The sequence below is a fragment of the Phenylobacterium sp. NIBR 498073 genome (assembly GCF_027286305.1).
Lineage (GTDB): Bacteria > Pseudomonadota > Alphaproteobacteria > Caulobacterales > Caulobacteraceae > Phenylobacterium.
The window spans coordinates 3,715,015-3,731,570 of sequence record NZ_CP114599.1; the positions used below are offsets into that span (position 1 = coordinate 3,715,015).

11 protein-coding genes are annotated in these 16,556 nt (G+C 67.6%); 8 read left to right on the forward strand and 3 right to left on the reverse strand.

What is annotated here, in order from left to right; genetic code table 11:
* Positions 1-23 precede the first annotated feature (23 nt).
* Entirely contained in the window at positions 24-3,209 is a 3,186-nt protein-coding gene (locus O4N75_RS18555; RefSeq protein ID WP_269626924.1) for a peptidoglycan-binding protein, read from the reverse strand.
* Between the two features lie 213 nt (positions 3,210-3,422).
* On the opposite strand from O4N75_RS18555, the gene O4N75_RS18560 reads away from it, so the two are divergent.
* Positions 3,423-3,626: a hypothetical protein gene (locus O4N75_RS18560; RefSeq protein WP_267233898.1), complete on the forward strand. Its 204-nt coding sequence runs from the start codon at positions 3,423-3,425 to the stop codon at positions 3,624-3,626.
* A 42-nt stretch (positions 3,627-3,668) separates the two neighbouring features.
* On the opposite strand, the gene O4N75_RS18565 is transcribed toward O4N75_RS18560, so the two are convergent.
* Positions 3,669-5,342 (reverse strand): bifunctional lysylphosphatidylglycerol flippase/synthetase MprF, encoded by a 1,674-nt coding sequence (locus O4N75_RS18565; protein WP_269626925.1) that lies wholly within the window; start codon positions 5,340-5,342, stop codon positions 3,669-3,671.
* Positions 5,343-5,505: 163 nt separating this feature from the next.
* Between O4N75_RS18565 and O4N75_RS18570 the strand changes: the two genes are divergently transcribed.
* The 7 genes from O4N75_RS18570 to O4N75_RS18600 all read left to right on the forward strand — a co-directional run bounded on the left by O4N75_RS18570 (position 5,506) and on the right by O4N75_RS18600 (position 14,531).
* On the forward strand, positions 5,506-6,729 hold the full coding sequence (locus O4N75_RS18570) for an acyl-CoA dehydrogenase family protein (RefSeq protein WP_269626926.1): 1,224 nt from the start codon (positions 5,506-5,508) through the stop codon (positions 6,727-6,729).
* A gap of 76 nt (positions 6,730-6,805) precedes the next feature.
* Positions 6,806-8,017, forward strand: coding sequence for an acyl-CoA dehydrogenase family protein (locus O4N75_RS18575; protein WP_269626927.1), 1,212 nt, complete (start codon positions 6,806-6,808; stop codon positions 8,015-8,017).
* Positions 8,018-8,092: 75 nt separating this feature from the next.
* Entirely contained in the window at positions 8,093-9,301 is a 1,209-nt protein-coding gene (locus O4N75_RS18580) for an acyl-CoA dehydrogenase family protein (RefSeq protein WP_269626928.1), read from the forward strand.
* Positions 9,302-9,398: 97 nt separating this feature from the next.
* On the forward strand, positions 9,399-10,604 hold the full coding sequence (locus O4N75_RS18585) for an acyl-CoA dehydrogenase family protein (protein WP_269626929.1): 1,206 nt from the start codon (positions 9,399-9,401) through the stop codon (positions 10,602-10,604).
* A gap of 43 nt (positions 10,605-10,647) precedes the next feature.
* Positions 10,648-11,784 carry an acyl-CoA dehydrogenase family protein gene (locus tag O4N75_RS18590; protein ID WP_269626930.1) on the forward strand — a complete coding sequence of 379 codons (1,137 nt, stop codon included), beginning with the start codon at positions 10,648-10,650 and terminating at the stop codon, positions 11,782-11,784.
* A 324-nt stretch (positions 11,785-12,108) separates the two neighbouring features.
* Positions 12,109-13,662, forward strand: a complete 1,554-nt coding sequence (locus O4N75_RS18595) for a hypothetical protein (RefSeq protein ID WP_269626931.1) — start codon at positions 12,109-12,111, stop codon at positions 13,660-13,662.
* A gap of 101 nt (positions 13,663-13,763) precedes the next feature.
* On the forward strand, positions 13,764-14,531 hold the full coding sequence (locus O4N75_RS18600; protein WP_269626932.1) for a hypothetical protein: 768 nt from the start codon (positions 13,764-13,766) through the stop codon (positions 14,529-14,531).
* 172 nt (positions 14,532-14,703) lie between these two features.
* Here the strand turns inward: O4N75_RS18600 and O4N75_RS18605 are convergent, their stop codons facing one another.
* Positions 14,704-16,527 carry an aspartyl protease family protein gene (locus tag O4N75_RS18605; protein WP_269626933.1) on the reverse strand — a complete coding sequence of 608 codons (1,824 nt, stop codon included), beginning with the start codon at positions 16,525-16,527 and terminating at the stop codon, positions 14,704-14,706.
* Positions 16,528-16,556 lie beyond the last annotated feature (29 nt).

Consider the following 16,556-nt stretch of genomic DNA (forward strand, 5'->3'; position numbering starts at 1 on the left):
GGGCGCCCCTTACCCGGCGCGCGTCACCGCGTGAAGACCTGAAGCCGCGAAAGCGTGACGGGATCGAGCGAGCCGGTCGCCGCCATGCCCTGATGCCGCTGGTAGGCGGCGATGGCCATGGTCAGGGCCGGCGAGACATTGCCGTCGGTCGGCCCCTGGTAATAGGCGAGCCGCGACAGCGCGCGCTGGGCGGTGGCCACGTCGTTGCTCGCGGCGGCCGGCGCCGCGGCGGCCGACACGGCCGGCGACACTGGCCGGAATCCCTGGGCCGAGCGCTCGGAAACCGCGCGCGCCTCGGCCGACAGGCCCGCGCGCACCCGCGCGGCGTTGTCCAGCGCCAGCTCGTCGCGGCTGCGGGCCGCGATCAGGTACCACTTGTAGGCCTCGGCGGCGTTCTGCGTGACCCCGCGCCCCTGCTCGTAGAGGACGCCCAGATTGTACTGGCTGTCGACGAGGCCGAGATCGGCCGCCTTGCGGAACCACTCGGCCGCCAGGGTCAGGTTCTTCGGACCGCCCTGCCCCTGGGCGAGCGCGATGCCGAGATTGTGCATGGCCGCGCGGTTGCCGCCCTCGGCGGCCCGTTCGGTCCAGCGACGGGCCTCGACGGGGTCCTTCTTCAGGCCCGCGCCGCCGTCGGTGTAAAGCTTGGCGAGATAGAACTGCGCCGGCGAATGGCCGAGGTTCGCGGCCTTGCGCAGCTTGTCGAGGCCGCCCGGCTCGGAGGCCTCGAGCGCACGCAGCGCCTCAGCGTAGAGATTGGAGACCGCAGCGGGATCCCCCGCCGGCGCGGCCGCCGGCAGGCCCGAAGGTTGCGGCGCCAGCGCCACGGCGGCGCGGACGTTTGTCGGGTTCGGCGTGGTGTCGGCCTCGCCGCCGGCGATTTCGCCGGCCTGGTCGCTGGCGAACACCGCCAGGGCGTCGGCCACCCGCTGGGGCGGGGCGCCGCCGGGTTCGGCGTCGGTCACGAAATAGCTGGCCGCCGCCAGGCCCAGGAACGCCGAGCCGCCCGCCACCAGCAGGGCGGTCTGCAGCGACGAGGAGCCCACCGCCCGCTTGCGCAGGCCCAGGCCGGAGAACAACGAACGACCGCCCTCCTTGCCCTTGCGCGGCAGCTTCTCGATCTTGCCGCCCTTGCGCTTGGGCTCGCCCGAACTGGAGGCGGCGCGCGCCGCGGCCCGCGCCTGCTCGATGACCTCACGGGTCGACAGCGGGCGCGCCGGCTCGGCCTCGGCCTCAGTCCCAGCCTCGGCCGCAGGCGTTTCGAAGTCTTCGAGGGCCTCGAGCGTTTCGACGGCTTGCGCCTCGGCATCCGGTTCGCCCGGCGACGTCCAGGCGCTCTGGGCGAATGGATCGGCGGCCGGATCGGCGAAATCCTCGCGCTCGTCCAGTTCGTCCCCGAACGGGTCGTTCGCCTCGGCCTCGGCTTCGACCTCGCTCTCGCTCTCGCTCTGCGCGGCCGCCGTCGCGATCGGCTCGAAGCCGTCGGCGGCCTCGAAATCGACGGCGTCGAACACCGGCGCATTCGTCGTTCGCGGGAACTCGGCGACGACCGCCGCCTCGTCGGCGTCGTCGGGCTCGGCCTCATCGGCGGGCTCGGCCTCGTCGAACGCGGCGGCCGACGGCTCAGACGCGGCGAAGGCCTGCAGAGCGAGCCCTTCCGGGCTGGCCTCCGCCACCGGACCAAGCTCGCGGAACGGATCGTGGTCGAACGCCGCCCCCGCAGGCTCGTCGCGGGTCAGGCGCTGCGCGTCCGGAGCGGCGGCGGCCAGGGCCTGCTCGCCGCTGCGGCGATGCGACTCGGCCAGGCTGCGGTCGATCGTCGCGCGCGCCTCGTCGAGCAGACGCGCGGTGCGCTCCTCGCTCTGACGGATGCGCTCGGCGAGGTCTTCGCCTGAGCGCTCTTGGCGTTGAGTGATCCGCTCGCTGACCCGGGCGACCTGCTCGCCGACGTCGTCGATGGCCTGGGCGGCGCGGCGCTCGGAGCTGCCGATCCGTTCGGTCAGGCGATCGGTGATGCGGCCGATTTCCGCGCCCAGCTTCTCCAGGGCTTCGGCATGCGCGCCTTCCGAGCGGCCCAGCCGCTGCTCCATCGCCTGGGCGATGCGGGCGACTTCGCCGCCGACCTGCTCGATCGCGTCGGCGCTGCGGTGTTCGGCGGCCTGCACCTGGCGGTTCAGGGCGTCGGCCATCGTCAGGACCTCGCGGCCCATGCGCTCGATGGCCTCGCCCGTGGCCTGCTCGGATTTGCGCACCGTCTCGGCCACTTCGCCGAGCTGGCGCTCCAGGCGATCGACCCGACCGCCCCCGGCGTCACCCGCCCCCTTGGTGATCTCGCTACGCACGTCCTCGACGCGGCGCGACAGGGTGGCGGCCAGCTCCTCGATCTTGCGCTCGACTTCCGGACCTATGGACTTTTCCGCCGCGCCCATCCGGCCATCGAGATTGGCGAACGCCTGGCCCAGATTGACCAGCGCCTCCGAGGTCCGCGTCTCGGCGTCGGTCAGACGGGCGTCGACGCGGTCGACGATTTCCTCGAGCAAAGTGGCCGGATCGCCGCCGCCGGAGGCGAAGATCTGCTCGATCCGCCGTTCCATGGCCTGCAGGCTGTCTCGCGTGCGGCCCTCGCCCTCGTAGAGATGGTTGGCGACCTTGCCGAGCGCCGCCTCCAGCGAGCGCAGCGCCTCGGCCGAACGCGGCCCGGCGGCCTCGGACTCGACCCGGCGCAGCCGCTCGGCCAGGCGGGTGTTTTCGGCGCGGGCCTCCTGCACGGCGCCCTCGAAGCGAGCGGCGACGGCGACGGCCTCACGCTCAGCGGCCTCGATGCGGGCCACGGCTTCGCGAAGCACGGTCTCGGCGGCGATGGATTCAGGCGTCACCCGCGGCGCGGCGCGATCGGATTTTCCGCTCAGGCGCTCAAGCGCCATCGCCACGCGGCCCTCGCCGCCGGAATGGCCCGCCCCGAAGCGGCCATGCGCCGGTTCGATCACTGCGGCGCCAGCGGCCTCCGCGGCGCGCGGCGCGCGCTCGCTGCGAGTGGGCCGCTCCTCGAAATAGGACTGAGAGGTGATTTCCTCGGGCGCGTCGTCCTCGAGGATCATGCGGTTCAGCCATTCGCCGAGGGTCATGCCGGACCGGCGTGCGAGGTCCTTCGCGACCTCCCTCGCCTTAGGGTCGATCCCCTTGACGCTCCAGGGCGCACCCGACGTCATATCGAATCGTTCTCCCAGCCCATCCCGGACGCTACCACCGATCCCTGGTGTGTAAACGGAAGGTTAACACTAGATATTGGGCCAACCGCGAAAGTCTGTGGATGGCGCCCCTTCCCCTTGAGAAAACAAGCGTCAACATGGTTAAAGGCCCGTTAAGTCTTATCGACGGCTTCACCTTTGCGCCGGCCGGGCGCCTGCTGTAGGCGCAGCGGCATGGATTTGAACCTGACCCTGGCGCTATGCGGCGTCCTGCTCGCGCTCGCCGCCTTCGCCGGCTGGAGGGGCTCCAAGCCGTCCGACCCGATCAAGGGACCACGGATGATTCCCTGGCGCTTCATCATGGTGACGGCCAGCGCGTTCGCGCTGTTCATGATCGTCCACGCCGTGAACCTGCTAGGGGTGACGACCGGCCGCTGAGCGACGCCGCGCTGGAGCAATTTCCGCCGAAACGGCCATCGCCTAGGCCGCGGTCGGCAATCCGGCGGACTCCTCGGTTTTCTTCGGACGCTTGGCCAGGCCGGCCACGCCGCCCGAGGTCAGCAGCCCCATGTCGGCCAGCAGCAGCGGGATCGCCCACTTGTTGGGCGCCGCCATGTAGCGCGGCCGCCAGACCGGATCGTACTTGCCCTTGTAGGCCCGCACGCCCTGGAAGTTGTAGATTTCCTCGCCGCGCTCGAAGATCAGCGCCCCTACCCGCGACAGCACCGGGGCCAGCGGTCGGTCATCCAGTCCCGACAGCGGGGCCATGCCGAACTCGATCGCCTGGTAGCCCTCACGACGGCCCCACTCGATCAGTTCGACGAACAGGTAGTCCATGATCCGACGCGGGCCTTCCTCGATGTACCGCATCAGGTCCATGGAGAAGGCGCTGCGGTTTGCGGTGACCCAGAGCGTGGCGAAGGCGATGATCTTGCCCTCGAACCGCACGATGCCGACCGGAAACTCGGCCACGTAGGACGGATAGAAGCCGCCCATCGAGAAGCTCTTGTCGCCGCCGGCGTGATGCACCAGCCAGGCGTCGGAGATCGCCTGCAACTGCGGCATGATCTCGTGCACCCGCTCGGGCGGCACGACCTCGAAGGTGGCGCCGGCCTCCCCAGCCTGGCGCCAGGCCCGGCGCAGGTTGCCGCGCTTGGTGCCCTCGATGGTGAACGTGTCCAGGGCGACCGCCGCGCTCTCGCCGACCTTGGCGATTGCAAAGCCCAACTCGACCACGTCGGGCAGGTCGTCGGCGTCCAGCCCGTAGAAGCCCGGGCGCGCGGCGTGGGCGTCGGCCAGTTCGCGGAAACGCCAGAGCAGATCCATCCGCTCGTCGCGGCGGCCGACCGGGGCGCCGAGCGAGATCCACGAGCGACCACGGACGCCGAACATCAGGAAGCTCTCGCCCGACGGGGAGAACAGGAAGCGCTTGTCGCCCAGCAGGGCGAGGTTCGATCCGGGCTCAGCATCCTCCGCCTTGGCCAGGACCGCGCGCACGCGGCCCAGTTCAGGGTCGTCCTCGCCGACGACCTTGGGGGTCGCAGCCGAGGCGAACAGCCGCCAGATCCCGAACGCCAGCAGCAGGATCGCCGCGCCGACCCAGCCGCGGATGGCGCGGGCAGCGTCGGCGTCGGCCATCACCACCCAGAACGGCTTGTCGCCGTAGTCGGCGTGCTGGAACGACCACAGGCCCAGCAGTCCGGCGCCGACCATGACCGCGAAGGCCGAGATCAGCCAGCCCGGCGTGACCTCCATGCTGAGCAGCCGCGCCTTGCGCGGGAAGGCGCCGTGGAACGGCAGCAAGAGGGCGGCGAACAGCGCCAGGGCCAGCGCCTCCTCCCAGGCGAAGGCCTTGAGCAGGGCCAGCGGACTGGCGACGATCAGGGTGACGAGCGTGGCCCACCACGCCCCGTCCAGCCTGGCCCGCAGCCCGAAGGCCAGCAGCACCAGCACCAGGCCAAGGATGCTGGACAGGAAGTGGCTGACTTCGATCAGCACCACGGGGCTGATCTCGTAGATCTGGAAGAAGCGGTCTGGGATGGTGGGCGTCGCGCCCGAGGCGAGGAGCATGATCCCAGCCAGCAGGGCCAGGATGGCTGCCGTTGACGGCGCCGCGGCGAAGGCCGCCGGCTTCAGTTCACGCCAAAACCTCATCCGCCCTCCAAATGGCCGCCCCTGGGGCCCGTATATATCGTGATTTGCGCCATGGGCAGGGGCGACGGGGCCAGTCAAACAAGCGTTTCGTTCCGCTTGCTCTTGCACCGCCGCTCGCTAATGTGCCCGCGCGTAAAGGCGCTTCTGTTTGCGGGAGGAATTCATGGCCGACTTTGGCGGCGGCGATCTCGACGCGTTCCGCGACGAGGTGAAGGCCTGGCTCGAAGCCAACTATCCCCCTGAACTGCGCGATCGGAACGCCAAGACCGACGAAGAGGCGGTCTGGGGCGGCCGCGCCTTCGCCGGCTCCAGCGATCCGCAGATCGTCTGGATGCAGCGGATGGCGGACAAGGGCTGGACCGCGCCGACCTGGCCGCAGGCCTATGGCGGGGGCGGCCTCTCGCCGCAGCAGGCCCGCGTCCTCGACCAGGAGCTCAGCGCCGGCCGCTACCGCCAGCCGCTGGCCTCGTTCGGGATCTGGATGCTGGGCCCCGTGCTGCTCGAATACGGCTCCGAGGCGCAGAAGCTGGAATACCTGCCCAAGATCGTCCGCGGCGAAATCCGCTGGTGTCAGGGCTATTCCGAGCCGGGCGCCGGCTCGGACCTCGCCGGCCTGCAGACCAAGTGCGAGGACAAGGGCGACCATTGGCTGATTAACGGCCAGAAAATTTGGACTTCCTACGCCAACAAGGCCGACTGGTGCTTCTGCCTGGTCCGTACCGATACTTCGAAAAAGCACGAAGGAATCTCCTTCGTCCTTATTGATATGAAGACCCCGGGCGTCGAGACCCGGCCGATCCAGCTGATCTCGGGCGAGAGCCCGTTCTGCGAGACCTTCTTCACCGACGTGAAACTCGCCAAGGACGCCCTGGTCGGCAAGGTCAACGGCGGCTGGGAGATCGCCAAGCGGCTGCTGCAGTACGAGCGCCAGAACATCTCCGGCGGCTTCGGCGGCGGCGGCGGCGCGGGAGGCGCGGCCGGCGACCTGGGCCAGATCGCCAAGACCTATGTCGGGACCGACGAGAGCGGCGCCCTGGCCGACAGCGACCTGCGCACCCGCATCACCAAGAACAAGATGGACTTCGACTGTTTCTACAAGACCATCGCCCGCGTGGCGGCGGAGTCGAAGGCCTCCAACGGCCCCAGCGCCGCCACCTCGATCATCAAGTACGCCGCGGCGACCTTCGCCCAGGAGCGTTCGGAGCTGATGGTCGAGGCCATGGGCGCCCAGGGGCTGGGCTGGGAGGGCGAGGCCTACGCCCCGCTCGAACTGACCGCCACCCACGGCTGGCTGCGCTCGAAGGGCAACTCCATCGAGGGCGGCACCTCCGAGGTGAACCTCAACGTGGTCTCCAAGCGGGTGCTCGGCCTGCCCGACCCCAAGTAAGTGTGAACGACGGCGCCCTGTTCTTCGGGCCCCGTCCTTGATTTGATCGAAGCGATTTCGAGAGGCGAGATTTCCCATGGCTGACTTCGGCGGCGACGACCTGCAGGCCTTCCGCAGCGAGGCGGCGGCCTGGCTCGAGGCGAACTTCCCCAAGGCCCTGGCCGCCGATCCGGCCGCCCAGGTCGCCAAGGCGAGCGGCGGCGAAGAGACGCCCGACGCGCTGGCCTGGCGCAAGGCCATGGGCGCGAAGGGCTGGGGCGTCCCGACCTGGCCGGCGCAATACGGCGGCGGCGGCCTGAGCCTCCAGCAGGCCCGCGTCCTGCACGAGGAAATGGCCAAGATCGGCGCCCGCAACCCGATCGGCGGCATGGGCGTGATGATGTTCGGCCCGACCCTGATCGAGTACGGGACCGAGGAGCTGAAGCGCCAGCACCTGCCGGGCATCGTCAGCGGCGACGTCCGCTGGTGCCAAGGCTATTCCGAGCCGGGCTCCGGTTCCGACCTCGCCTCGCTGCAGACCCGCGCCGAGGACAAGGGCGAGACCTACCTCGTTAACGGCTCGAAAATTTGGACAAGCGGCGCCAATCTCGCCGACTGGTGCTTCTGCCTGGTGCGGACGGACACCTCGAAGAAGCACGAGGGCATCTCGTTCCTGCTGATCGACATGACCACGCCCGGCGTCGAGGTCCGGCCGATCCTGCTGATCAACGGCACCTCGCCGTTCTGCGAGACCTTCTTCACCGACGTGGTCGTCCCCAAGAACCAGCTGTTCGGCCCGCTGAACGGCGGCTGGACGGTAGCCAAGCGCCTGCTGCAGTTCGAGCGCGACAACATCTCGGCTGGCCTCGGCGGCGGCTCGATCGGCGCGCCGGTCAACGCCCTGACCGTCAAGAGCGCGGCGACCAAGTATGTCGGCCTGGACGAGAGCGGCCGGCTGGCCGACAGCGACCTGCGCCGGCGCATCACCGAACACCTGATGGAGGTGCAGAGCTTCCAGCAGACCGTCCGCCGCGCCGCCGACGAAGCCAAGGCCGGCAACGGCCCGTCGGCCGCCACCTCGATCATGAAGTACATGGGCGCCAAGGTGGCCATGGACCGCAACGAACTGATCGTCGAGGCCCTCGGCACGGCCGGCGCCGGCTGGGGCGGCGAAGGCTACGAAGACCCCGAACTGGCCGCCGTCCGGACCTGGCTGCGCTCGAAGGGCAACTCGATCGAAGGCGGCACCTCGGAGATCAATCTGAACGTCGTTTCAAAACGAGTGCTGGGCCTGCCCGATCCCAAGTGATTTTATAGTCCCGCCCGGAAACGGGAGCGCGAACCATAATCGTCGCTAAGATAATGATTATTAGGGAGAATTTTCATGGCTGACTTTGGCGGCCCCGATTTGGAAGCCTTCCGCGCCGAAGCCAAGGAGTGGCTCGAGGCGAATTTCCCGAAGTCCCTGGGCAAGGACGTGGCCGGTCAGACCGCCGCGCTGATGAGCCCGGACAAGCCCACCGGCGACCTCGCCGTGTGGAAGGAACGCATGGGCGCCAAGGGCTGGGGCGTGCCGACCTGGCCGAAGGCCTATGGCGGCGGCGGCCTCAGCGCGCCCGAGGCCCGCGTCCTGGCCCAGGAGATGGGCAAGATCGGCGCGGTGAACCCGATCGGCGGCATGGGCGTGGGCATGTTCGGCCCGACGCTGCTGGAATACGGCACCGAGGAACAGAAGAAGAAGTATATCCCGGACATCGCCACGGCGAAGGTCCGCTGGTGCCAAGGTTTCAGCGAGCCGGGCGCAGGTTCCGACCTGGCCTCGCTGCAGACAAAGGCAGAAGACAAGGGCGATCACTGGATCGTAAACGGCTCGAAGATCTGGACCAGCGGCGGCCAATACGCCGACATGATCTTCTGTCTTGTCCGCACCGACCAGACCCGCAAGCATGAAGGCATCTCGTTTGTTGTCTTCGACATGCACCAACCGGGCGTCGAAGTCCGCCCGATCAAGCTGATCGCCGGCAACTCGCCGTTCTGCGAGACCTTCTTCACCGACGTGAAGGTGCCGAAGGAGAACCTGGTCGGGCCGCTGAACGGCGGCTGGACGGTGGCCAAGCGCCTGCTGCAGCACGAGCGCAGCGGCATGAACGGCGGCCGCGCCGGCGGCGGCTCGAACGCCTCGCTGGGCGTGCTGGCCAAGAAGTACGTCGGCGAGGACGAACAGGGCCGCCTGGACGATCCGGATCTGCGCACCCGCATCATCCTCAACGAGATCGACCAGCGCGCCGTGGCCCAGACCGTGGTCCGCGCCGCCCTGGAGTCCAAGGGCAATTCCGGCCCGTCGGCGGCGACCTCGATCATGAAGAACGCCTTCATGAAGGCGACCCAGGACCGCGCCGAACTGACTCTCGAGGTCATGGGCCACCAGGGCCTGGGCTGGGAGGGCGACGAGTTCAGCGAGGAGGAGCGCACCGCGGTCCGCACCTGGCTGTCGGGCAAGGCCGGCTCGATCTACGGCGGCTCGAACGAAGTGCAGAGCAACATCATTTCCAAGCGTATCCTGGGACTCCCGGACCTGACCCAGAACCACTAGGGTGCATCCGAACCAGGCCGTTTGCGCCATGTCATTTCGCATGGCGCAGGCGGCCGCGAGTTTTCAAACGACCTGATTTTTCTAGGAGACTATTTCAATGGCAGATTTTGGCGGCGGCGATCTCGACGCCTTCCGTTCGGAAGTGCGCGGCTGGGTCGAGGCCAACTTCCCCGCTTCGCTGAAGGGCAAGCCCAACCCGATGATGCGCGAAGAGCGCAGCAATCCGAGCCCGGACCAGGACGCCTGGCGCAAGGCGGTCGGCGCCAAGGGCTGGGGCACCCCGACCTGGCCGGCCGAATACGGCGGCGGCGGCCTGTCGGCGGCCGAAGGCCGTGTGATCATGCAGGAATTCCAGCGCGCCGGCGCCTATAACCCGATCGGCGGCATGGGCGTGATGATGTTCGGCCCGACCCTTCTGGAATACGGCACGGACGCACAGAAGAAAGAGCACATTCCGCCGATCTGCCGCGGCGAAATTCAGTGGTGCCAAGGTTTCAGCGAGCCGGGCGCCGGTTCCGACCTCGCGTCTCTTCAGTGCAAGGCTGAAGATAAGGGCGACCATTACCTGGTTAACGGCCAAAAAATCTGGACTTCCGGCGCTCAATACGCCGACTGGTGCTTCTGCCTGGTGCGCACTGACACCAGCAAGAAGCATGAAGGCATCTCCTTCGTGCTGTTCACCATGCACCAGCCGGGCGTCGAAGTCCGCCCGATCCCGCTGATCGCCGGCAACTCGCCCTTCTGCGAAACCTTCCTGACCGACGCCCGCGCCGAGAAGAAGGATCTGGTCGGCCCGCTGAACGGCGGCTGGACCATCGCCAAGCGCCTGCTGCAGCACGAACGTTCGGGCCTGTCGGGCGCCGGCGGCGGCGGCTACGCCGGCGGCCGTTCCCTGCCGAAGCTGGCCAAGGACTATGTGGGCGTCGACGAGCAAGGCCGCCTGGCCGACAGCGACCTGCGCACCCGCGTCATCCTGAACGAGATCGACGGCCGCGCCTTCCAGCAGACCGCCGTGCGCGCGATGATGGAAGCCAAGGGCAATTCCGGCCCGTCGGCGGCGACCTCGATCATGAAGAACGCCGGCACCCGCTGGATGCAGGACAAGGCCGAACTGACCCTCGAGATCATGGGTCACCAGGGCCTGGGCTGGGAAGGCGAGGCCTTCACCGGCGAAGAACTGGGCGCCGTGCGCTCGTGGCTCGGCGGCAAGGCCACCACGATCTATGGCGGTTCGCAGGAGGTGCAGAACAACATCATCTCCAAGCGCATCCTCGGCCTGCCGGACCTGACGCAGAACAATTAACCCTCAGAACAACCAACGAATTTTCGAGAATAGGATTTAAGACATGGCCGTTCTGAACGAAGAACAGAGCATGCTCCGCGACGCGGCGAAGAGCTGGGTCCAGGAAAAGAGCCCGGTCACCGCCTTCCGCAAGATGCGCGACTCCGGCGTCGAGCTCGGCTACGACGCCGCCGCCTGGAACGAGCAGGCCGAAATGGGCTGGGCCGGGGTCATCATCCCGGAAGACTTCGGCGGGTCGAACTTCGGCTACCTGTCGATGGGCCTGATCCTTGAGGAGATGGGCCGCACGCTCACCGCCTCGCCGCTGCTGGCCTCGGGCCTGGCCGCCGCCAGCGCCCTGATCCTGGGCGGCGACGACGCCCAGAAGGGCGAGTACCTGCCGAAAATTGCCGACGGCTCGCTGGTCGCCACGCTCGCCGTTGACGAAGGCGCCCACCACGCCCCGGAAAAGGTCGCGCTGGAAGCCAAGAAGTCGGGCGCCGGCTACACCCTGAACGGCAAGAAGACCTTCGTGCTCGAAGGTCCGGGCGCCGGCCTGCTCATCGTCTCGGCCCGCACCAGCGGCAAGCCGGGCGACAAGGACGGCATCAGCCTGTTCCTGGTGCCGGCCGACGCCAAGGGCGTGACCAAGCAGAACCTGAAGCAGGCCGACAGCCGCGGCGTCTCGAACATCTCGTTCGACAACGTCGAGGTTTCCGCCGACGCCCTGCTGGGCGCCGAAGGCAAGGGCTGGGACGTGCTGGAAGCGACCCTCGACCGCGCCCGCGCGGGCGTGGCCGCCGAAATGCTCGGCGCCGCGGTCCAGGCCTTCGAAACCACGCTCGACTACCTGAAGGTCCGCGTTCAGTTCGGCCAGGTCATCGGTTCGTTCCAGGCCCTGCAGCACCGCGCGGCCAAGATGTTCACCGACCTGGAACTGGCCCGCTCGGCCGTCGAAGCCGCCCTGGCGGCGATCGACGCCGGCAGCCCGGACGTGCCGGAGCTGGTGTCGCTGGCCAAGGCCAAGATGGGCGACGTCTTCCACCTCGTCTCCAACGAGATGGTCCAGATGCACGGCGGCATCGGCATGACCGACGCCCACGACGCGGGCTTCTACCTGAAGCGCGCCCGTGCGGCCGAGGCGGCCTATGGCAGCCAGTCGTACCACCGCGACCGCTACGCCCGCATCCAGGGCTACTAAGACCTTGAGCTTCGCGCCCCGGCCCGCCGGGGCGCGGGGTCATGGAGAGCAAACGAAGCCCCGCCAGCGCAAGCCGGCGGGGTTTTTGTTTGGGGGCTAGCGGCGGCTGCTGGCGCCGGCCGCCAAGCCGCTCCGCCGCATCAGGGACATTTTCGTTAGGCCCCAGCGCGCATGACGAGCAACGTCTCGCCAGTCTACATGCTGTGTCACACAACGACACAGGACGGCCCGTCAACGAACATAGTTGGCGTGACTATTGATTTGTACTGGTCGCTAATATTACCACCGAGGAATAGAAATCCGGGACGAGTCGGAGGGGAAGCTATGTCGTCTGAGTTTTTGAGGAACTTTGGTTTCGACGAGGACCCTTTCGCCTCCACCAATGCCGCAGACGAGCCACTCATTGGGCAATACTTCGTTGAGCCGCCCTTTTTTCCAGCTGTTGTGGGGGACCCTAGGGTCCCAAAGAGCAACGTCGTCTTTGCGCCGCGCGGCGGGGGAAAAACCGCACAAAAGATAATGATCGAGCGCAAAAGCGCGGATGCAAACGAAAATTTCCTTTGCATTTCGTACGACAGCTTTCCTGTCGATAACCTACCCAAGGACAAGCTGGTTCCGGTCGAATTTCACCTCAACAACATATGTAGAACATTACTACTCGCAATATTATTGCGAATAGAGGACGCGAAACTTCCTCCGGGCGCGCTCGACAAAACTGACAAGATGCTCATCGTTTCAATGTCACGAGAGCTTTTAGGGCCAATAACTTCGGAGAAGTTCAGAGATTCTCTTAATTCCATAAAGTCCATGGGCGACAAGGCCGCGGACGCCTGGAATCGATACGGCGGAGTGATTGTAACTCTCGTAAATGCCATTTCGGCACGATTTGATTTCGGAAAGCTTGAACCCGCGCACTCCGAATTTCAACCAAACAGCGAGAGCATTCGATTCAAGTTCGCCTCGTTGATTTCTCTCGCGAGGAAAATTGGATATTCATCGACTTACATACTTGTCGATAGAGTCGATGAAATTGTCTTTACGGCTAGAGACGCAGAGCGTGCCTTCCAATTCCTCGAGTCGCTCCTGATAGATTTGCCCCTGCTCGAAACGCCAGGGGTCGCCTTCAAGTTCTTTCTTTGGGATCAAATGAAAGAGCATTATCAGAGCGCGGGCGGCCGCCCAGATCGCCTTTTGGAATACACGCTCAATTGGTCCGTCGAGGAGCTCGCACGCGTACTTCAACGTCGACTTCAAAGTTATTCAGCAGGGAAGGTTTCACGCTTTGATGAACTCCTGGCTGAAGACACGCCGTACGACGTTCATAAGCTCGTCGCATACTTCGCTCACGGCTCCCCCCGGGACATGGTGCGCATTTGCAAGAAAATCACAGATGAGCATACTAGATCCGGCAAGTTTTCCGCGAAAATTGAGTTTCGCACGGTGAAATCGGCCATTATGGCGTTCTCAACCGAACGAGCACGCGAGCTATACGGCGAGCACTTCTCTGAAATTAGAAAAGTTGACGGCCTCAACTTTACCATTAGCGCCCTCGCGAGCTCTGTATTCCGCGTTTCTCAGCAGGCGGCGCGAGCAAAGGTCCAGAAATGGCTTGCATCGGGCGCAGTTGTAAAAATCGGCGACGTTCCGAATCCGGGAAATCGTCCACAATATTTGTACGGCATTGTTGATCCCCGCTTGGCGGTTGCGGTCCTATCAGAGGCAAGCATCGAAGAAGCCGTCGAGGATTTCTTGAAAATTTGCCCCCACTGTCAGAGCCTCCGGATTGCAGTCGAAGGCGACATCACTTGTCCCGATTGTCAGGGTAACTTCAAAAGTGATGGCGCGACGACGCTCGCAGATGTCATTACTCGACACTAGTCGAGCATCGTAGCGGGAGCTCGACCTAAGCCAAATTGCTCAACGAGGGGCAAGGGGCGCCACGTCCGCTTCCGACGCCCCGGCGCGCGATGCTCCGCGCCATGGCCCGGCCTCCCTCCCCGCCCCTGCCCGTCATCGACCACAAGGGCGGCGCCAAGGCGAGCCAGTACCACCCGAACCTCGGCTGGGAGATCTGCCAGCGGATCTGCGACGGGCTGACGATCAAGGAGATCGCCGCCGATCCGGCCATGCCGTCCTACGCCACCATCTTTCACTGGCGGAAGATGCACCCGGAGTTCGCGGCGATGTACGACGCCTGCCGCGACAAGCTGGCCTGGAAGCGGCAGATGGAGGCCGCCTCGCTCGCGCGGGCGAGCGCGGCGCGGCGTGAGCAGGAGGTGGCGCGCGGCCTGCGCCGGCGGCGGCCGGCGGGGGCCGGGCGCAAGAGCACCTTTACGATGGAGGCGGCGCTGGCGGTGTGCGTGCGGCTGGCCGCCGGCCAGGCGCTGAGCGCCATCTGCGCGCGCCCGGACATGCCGTCGCTGAAGGCGGTCTATACCTGGCTGAAGCGGTTCCCGGTGTTCGAGGCCATGTACCTGACCGCGCGCGACGAACAGCGCATGTGGCTGGAGCTGAAGATCGAGCACGTGATCGGCTCGTGCCACTGGACGCAGTTCGAGGCGGCCAAGGCGCAGGTGGCGCAGCTGCAGGAACGGCTGGGGCGGCTGACGCCCAAGCACTATCGGCCGGGCGGGCGGGCGGCGCCGGTGACGCTGGAGGGCGAGGCGTTTTCCGGCCCGCTGTTCGGCGACCACAGCGGGCGGGTCACGCGGGGGCCTTGGCTGAACGGGGTGCTGGACGAGGATTGAGCCTGCTCGCGTGTCATCCCGGAAGCCGCGCAGCGGCTGTCCGGGATCCATTCGCGGCGACGCCGGCAGGATGGGCCGGGGCCGAGCCGGGTCCTGATCCATCCGGTGTTCATGGGTCCCGGTCTTCGGCCTGCGGCCGAAACCGGGATGACAGTCGTGGGGGACGATTGGCTCAGTAGTAGTCCTTCAGGGTCAGCGGGACCTGGGTTCCGTCCTGCAGGGTGAGGGTCAGGACCTGGCCGGCCGGGGCGGTGCGCAGCGGCGTGAAGCCGGCGACGCCGAGCTCTGCGGCCGGGCGACCGTCGATCGCGGTGATCAGCTGGCCGGCCTTGAGGCCCGCGGCCTCGGCCGGCGAGCCGGGCGCGACCAGGGCGATGGTGAGACCGCCCTCGGCGGGGCGCGCCAGGGCGCCGGCGCGGTCCTTGACGAACGGGGCGGCCAGGGCGTCGGCGCGCGGGGTCAGCAGCAGGCGGTTTCGCGCGTAGTCGGTGGTCAGGCCGAAGCGGCTGAGCACCGGCATGCCGACGTTGCCGGAGGTGTGGCCGATGTTGAAGACGCTGTTGTCCTCGTCGCCGAACACGGCCGGGACGTCGCGCACCGCCATGCCGCCGATGGCGATGGTCTTGACCGTGGCGATGGTGCGGGTGCGCGGGCCGCCGGCCCCGACGCCGCCGGAGAGCACCTTGGAGGCTGGGCGATCGGCCAGCATCGCCTGCGGCTTCCAGTAGTTGGGATAGACCAGCATCGGCGAGCCGTTGCCGAGGTCGAAGTGCATCAGCACCGGGTCTGCGCCCTCGATCGAGACGGGGATCGCGTGCAGGCCGCCGACATTGCTGACCGGCACGGCGACGGCGCCGGCCGGGGCCTGATAGGCGGCGGGGTCGTGGAAGGTGATGGTCTTGCCGGCGAAGTCGAGCTGGACGGTCAGGGCGTTCAGCACCTCCTTGCCGAGGATGGCCGGCAGCGGGCGGCCGACGCCGGCGGCGATCGGCGACAGGTCCATGAGCGCGACGGTGATGTCCTTCAGCTCCACCTCGCCCAGCTTCAGGGTGACGCCGCTGGCCAGCTCTGCGACGTCGCGCCCGCCGGTGCCGAGGGCGGCGACCAGGCCGGTCGGCTTGATCCCCAGCTTTTCGGCATAGGCCTTGTCGAGCACGGTGACCTCGGCCCCGCTGTCGAGCATGACCGGGGTCTCTGCGCCGTTGACCGCGGCCGGGATGACGATGCGGTTGCCGAGGAACAGCTCGAAGGCCAGCGGCGTGGTCGCCGCGCGGCCCTGCGGGAAGCTGTAGATCCGCCGCGAGGCTGGCCGCGCGAAGGCGGCCGCGTCCGGGGCCGGGTCGATGTCGACCGAGGTCAGGACGGTGGTCAGGACCAGCGGCTCGCCCTGCGTCTGCTGGACCTGGCGGAAGGCCATGCGCACGCCCTCGACCATGCGCCAGTCGTCGTAGCGGGTGAGCGTGGGCACGCCCTCCTCGGTCGTGCGGTCGGCGAGCAGGGCGCCGCTGGCCGGGTCGAGCAGCAGCTCGTAGGCCGCGCCGCCGGCGAAGGCCACGCGCAGCACCTGAACGGTCTTGCCCTCGAAGGTCTCGTCCGGAGCCAGGGTCACCGGGCCGTGGGCGCCGTCGAAGGCGTCGTCGAAGGCGGTCAGCCGGCGGCGCGCGGCCTCCTGGGCGGCGGGCTCGCCGGCGTCCTCGACCTGGCCGCTGAGGGTGATCGTCCAGCCGCCGTCGGCGGTCAGGGCGCGGCGCATGTCGGCCGAGCCGACGGCGATGTGCTCGGCGGTGCGGCCCGGCTCCATGCGGCGCTGGACCGTGCCCTTGAAGCGGCCGTTGTCCATGGTTCCGGCCACGGCCAGCCCTTCGGCCTTCGCGAACGGCGCGCCGCCGCGCCAGGCGACGTAGCGGGCCAGCGCGTCGGCGGCCGGGTCGGCGTGAGCGGCGGCGGCCGGGGCCAGCAGGGCGATGACCGCGGCGGCGGCGAGCAGGGACTTCATGGCTAGGGCTCCTGAAACAGCGCCGTCAT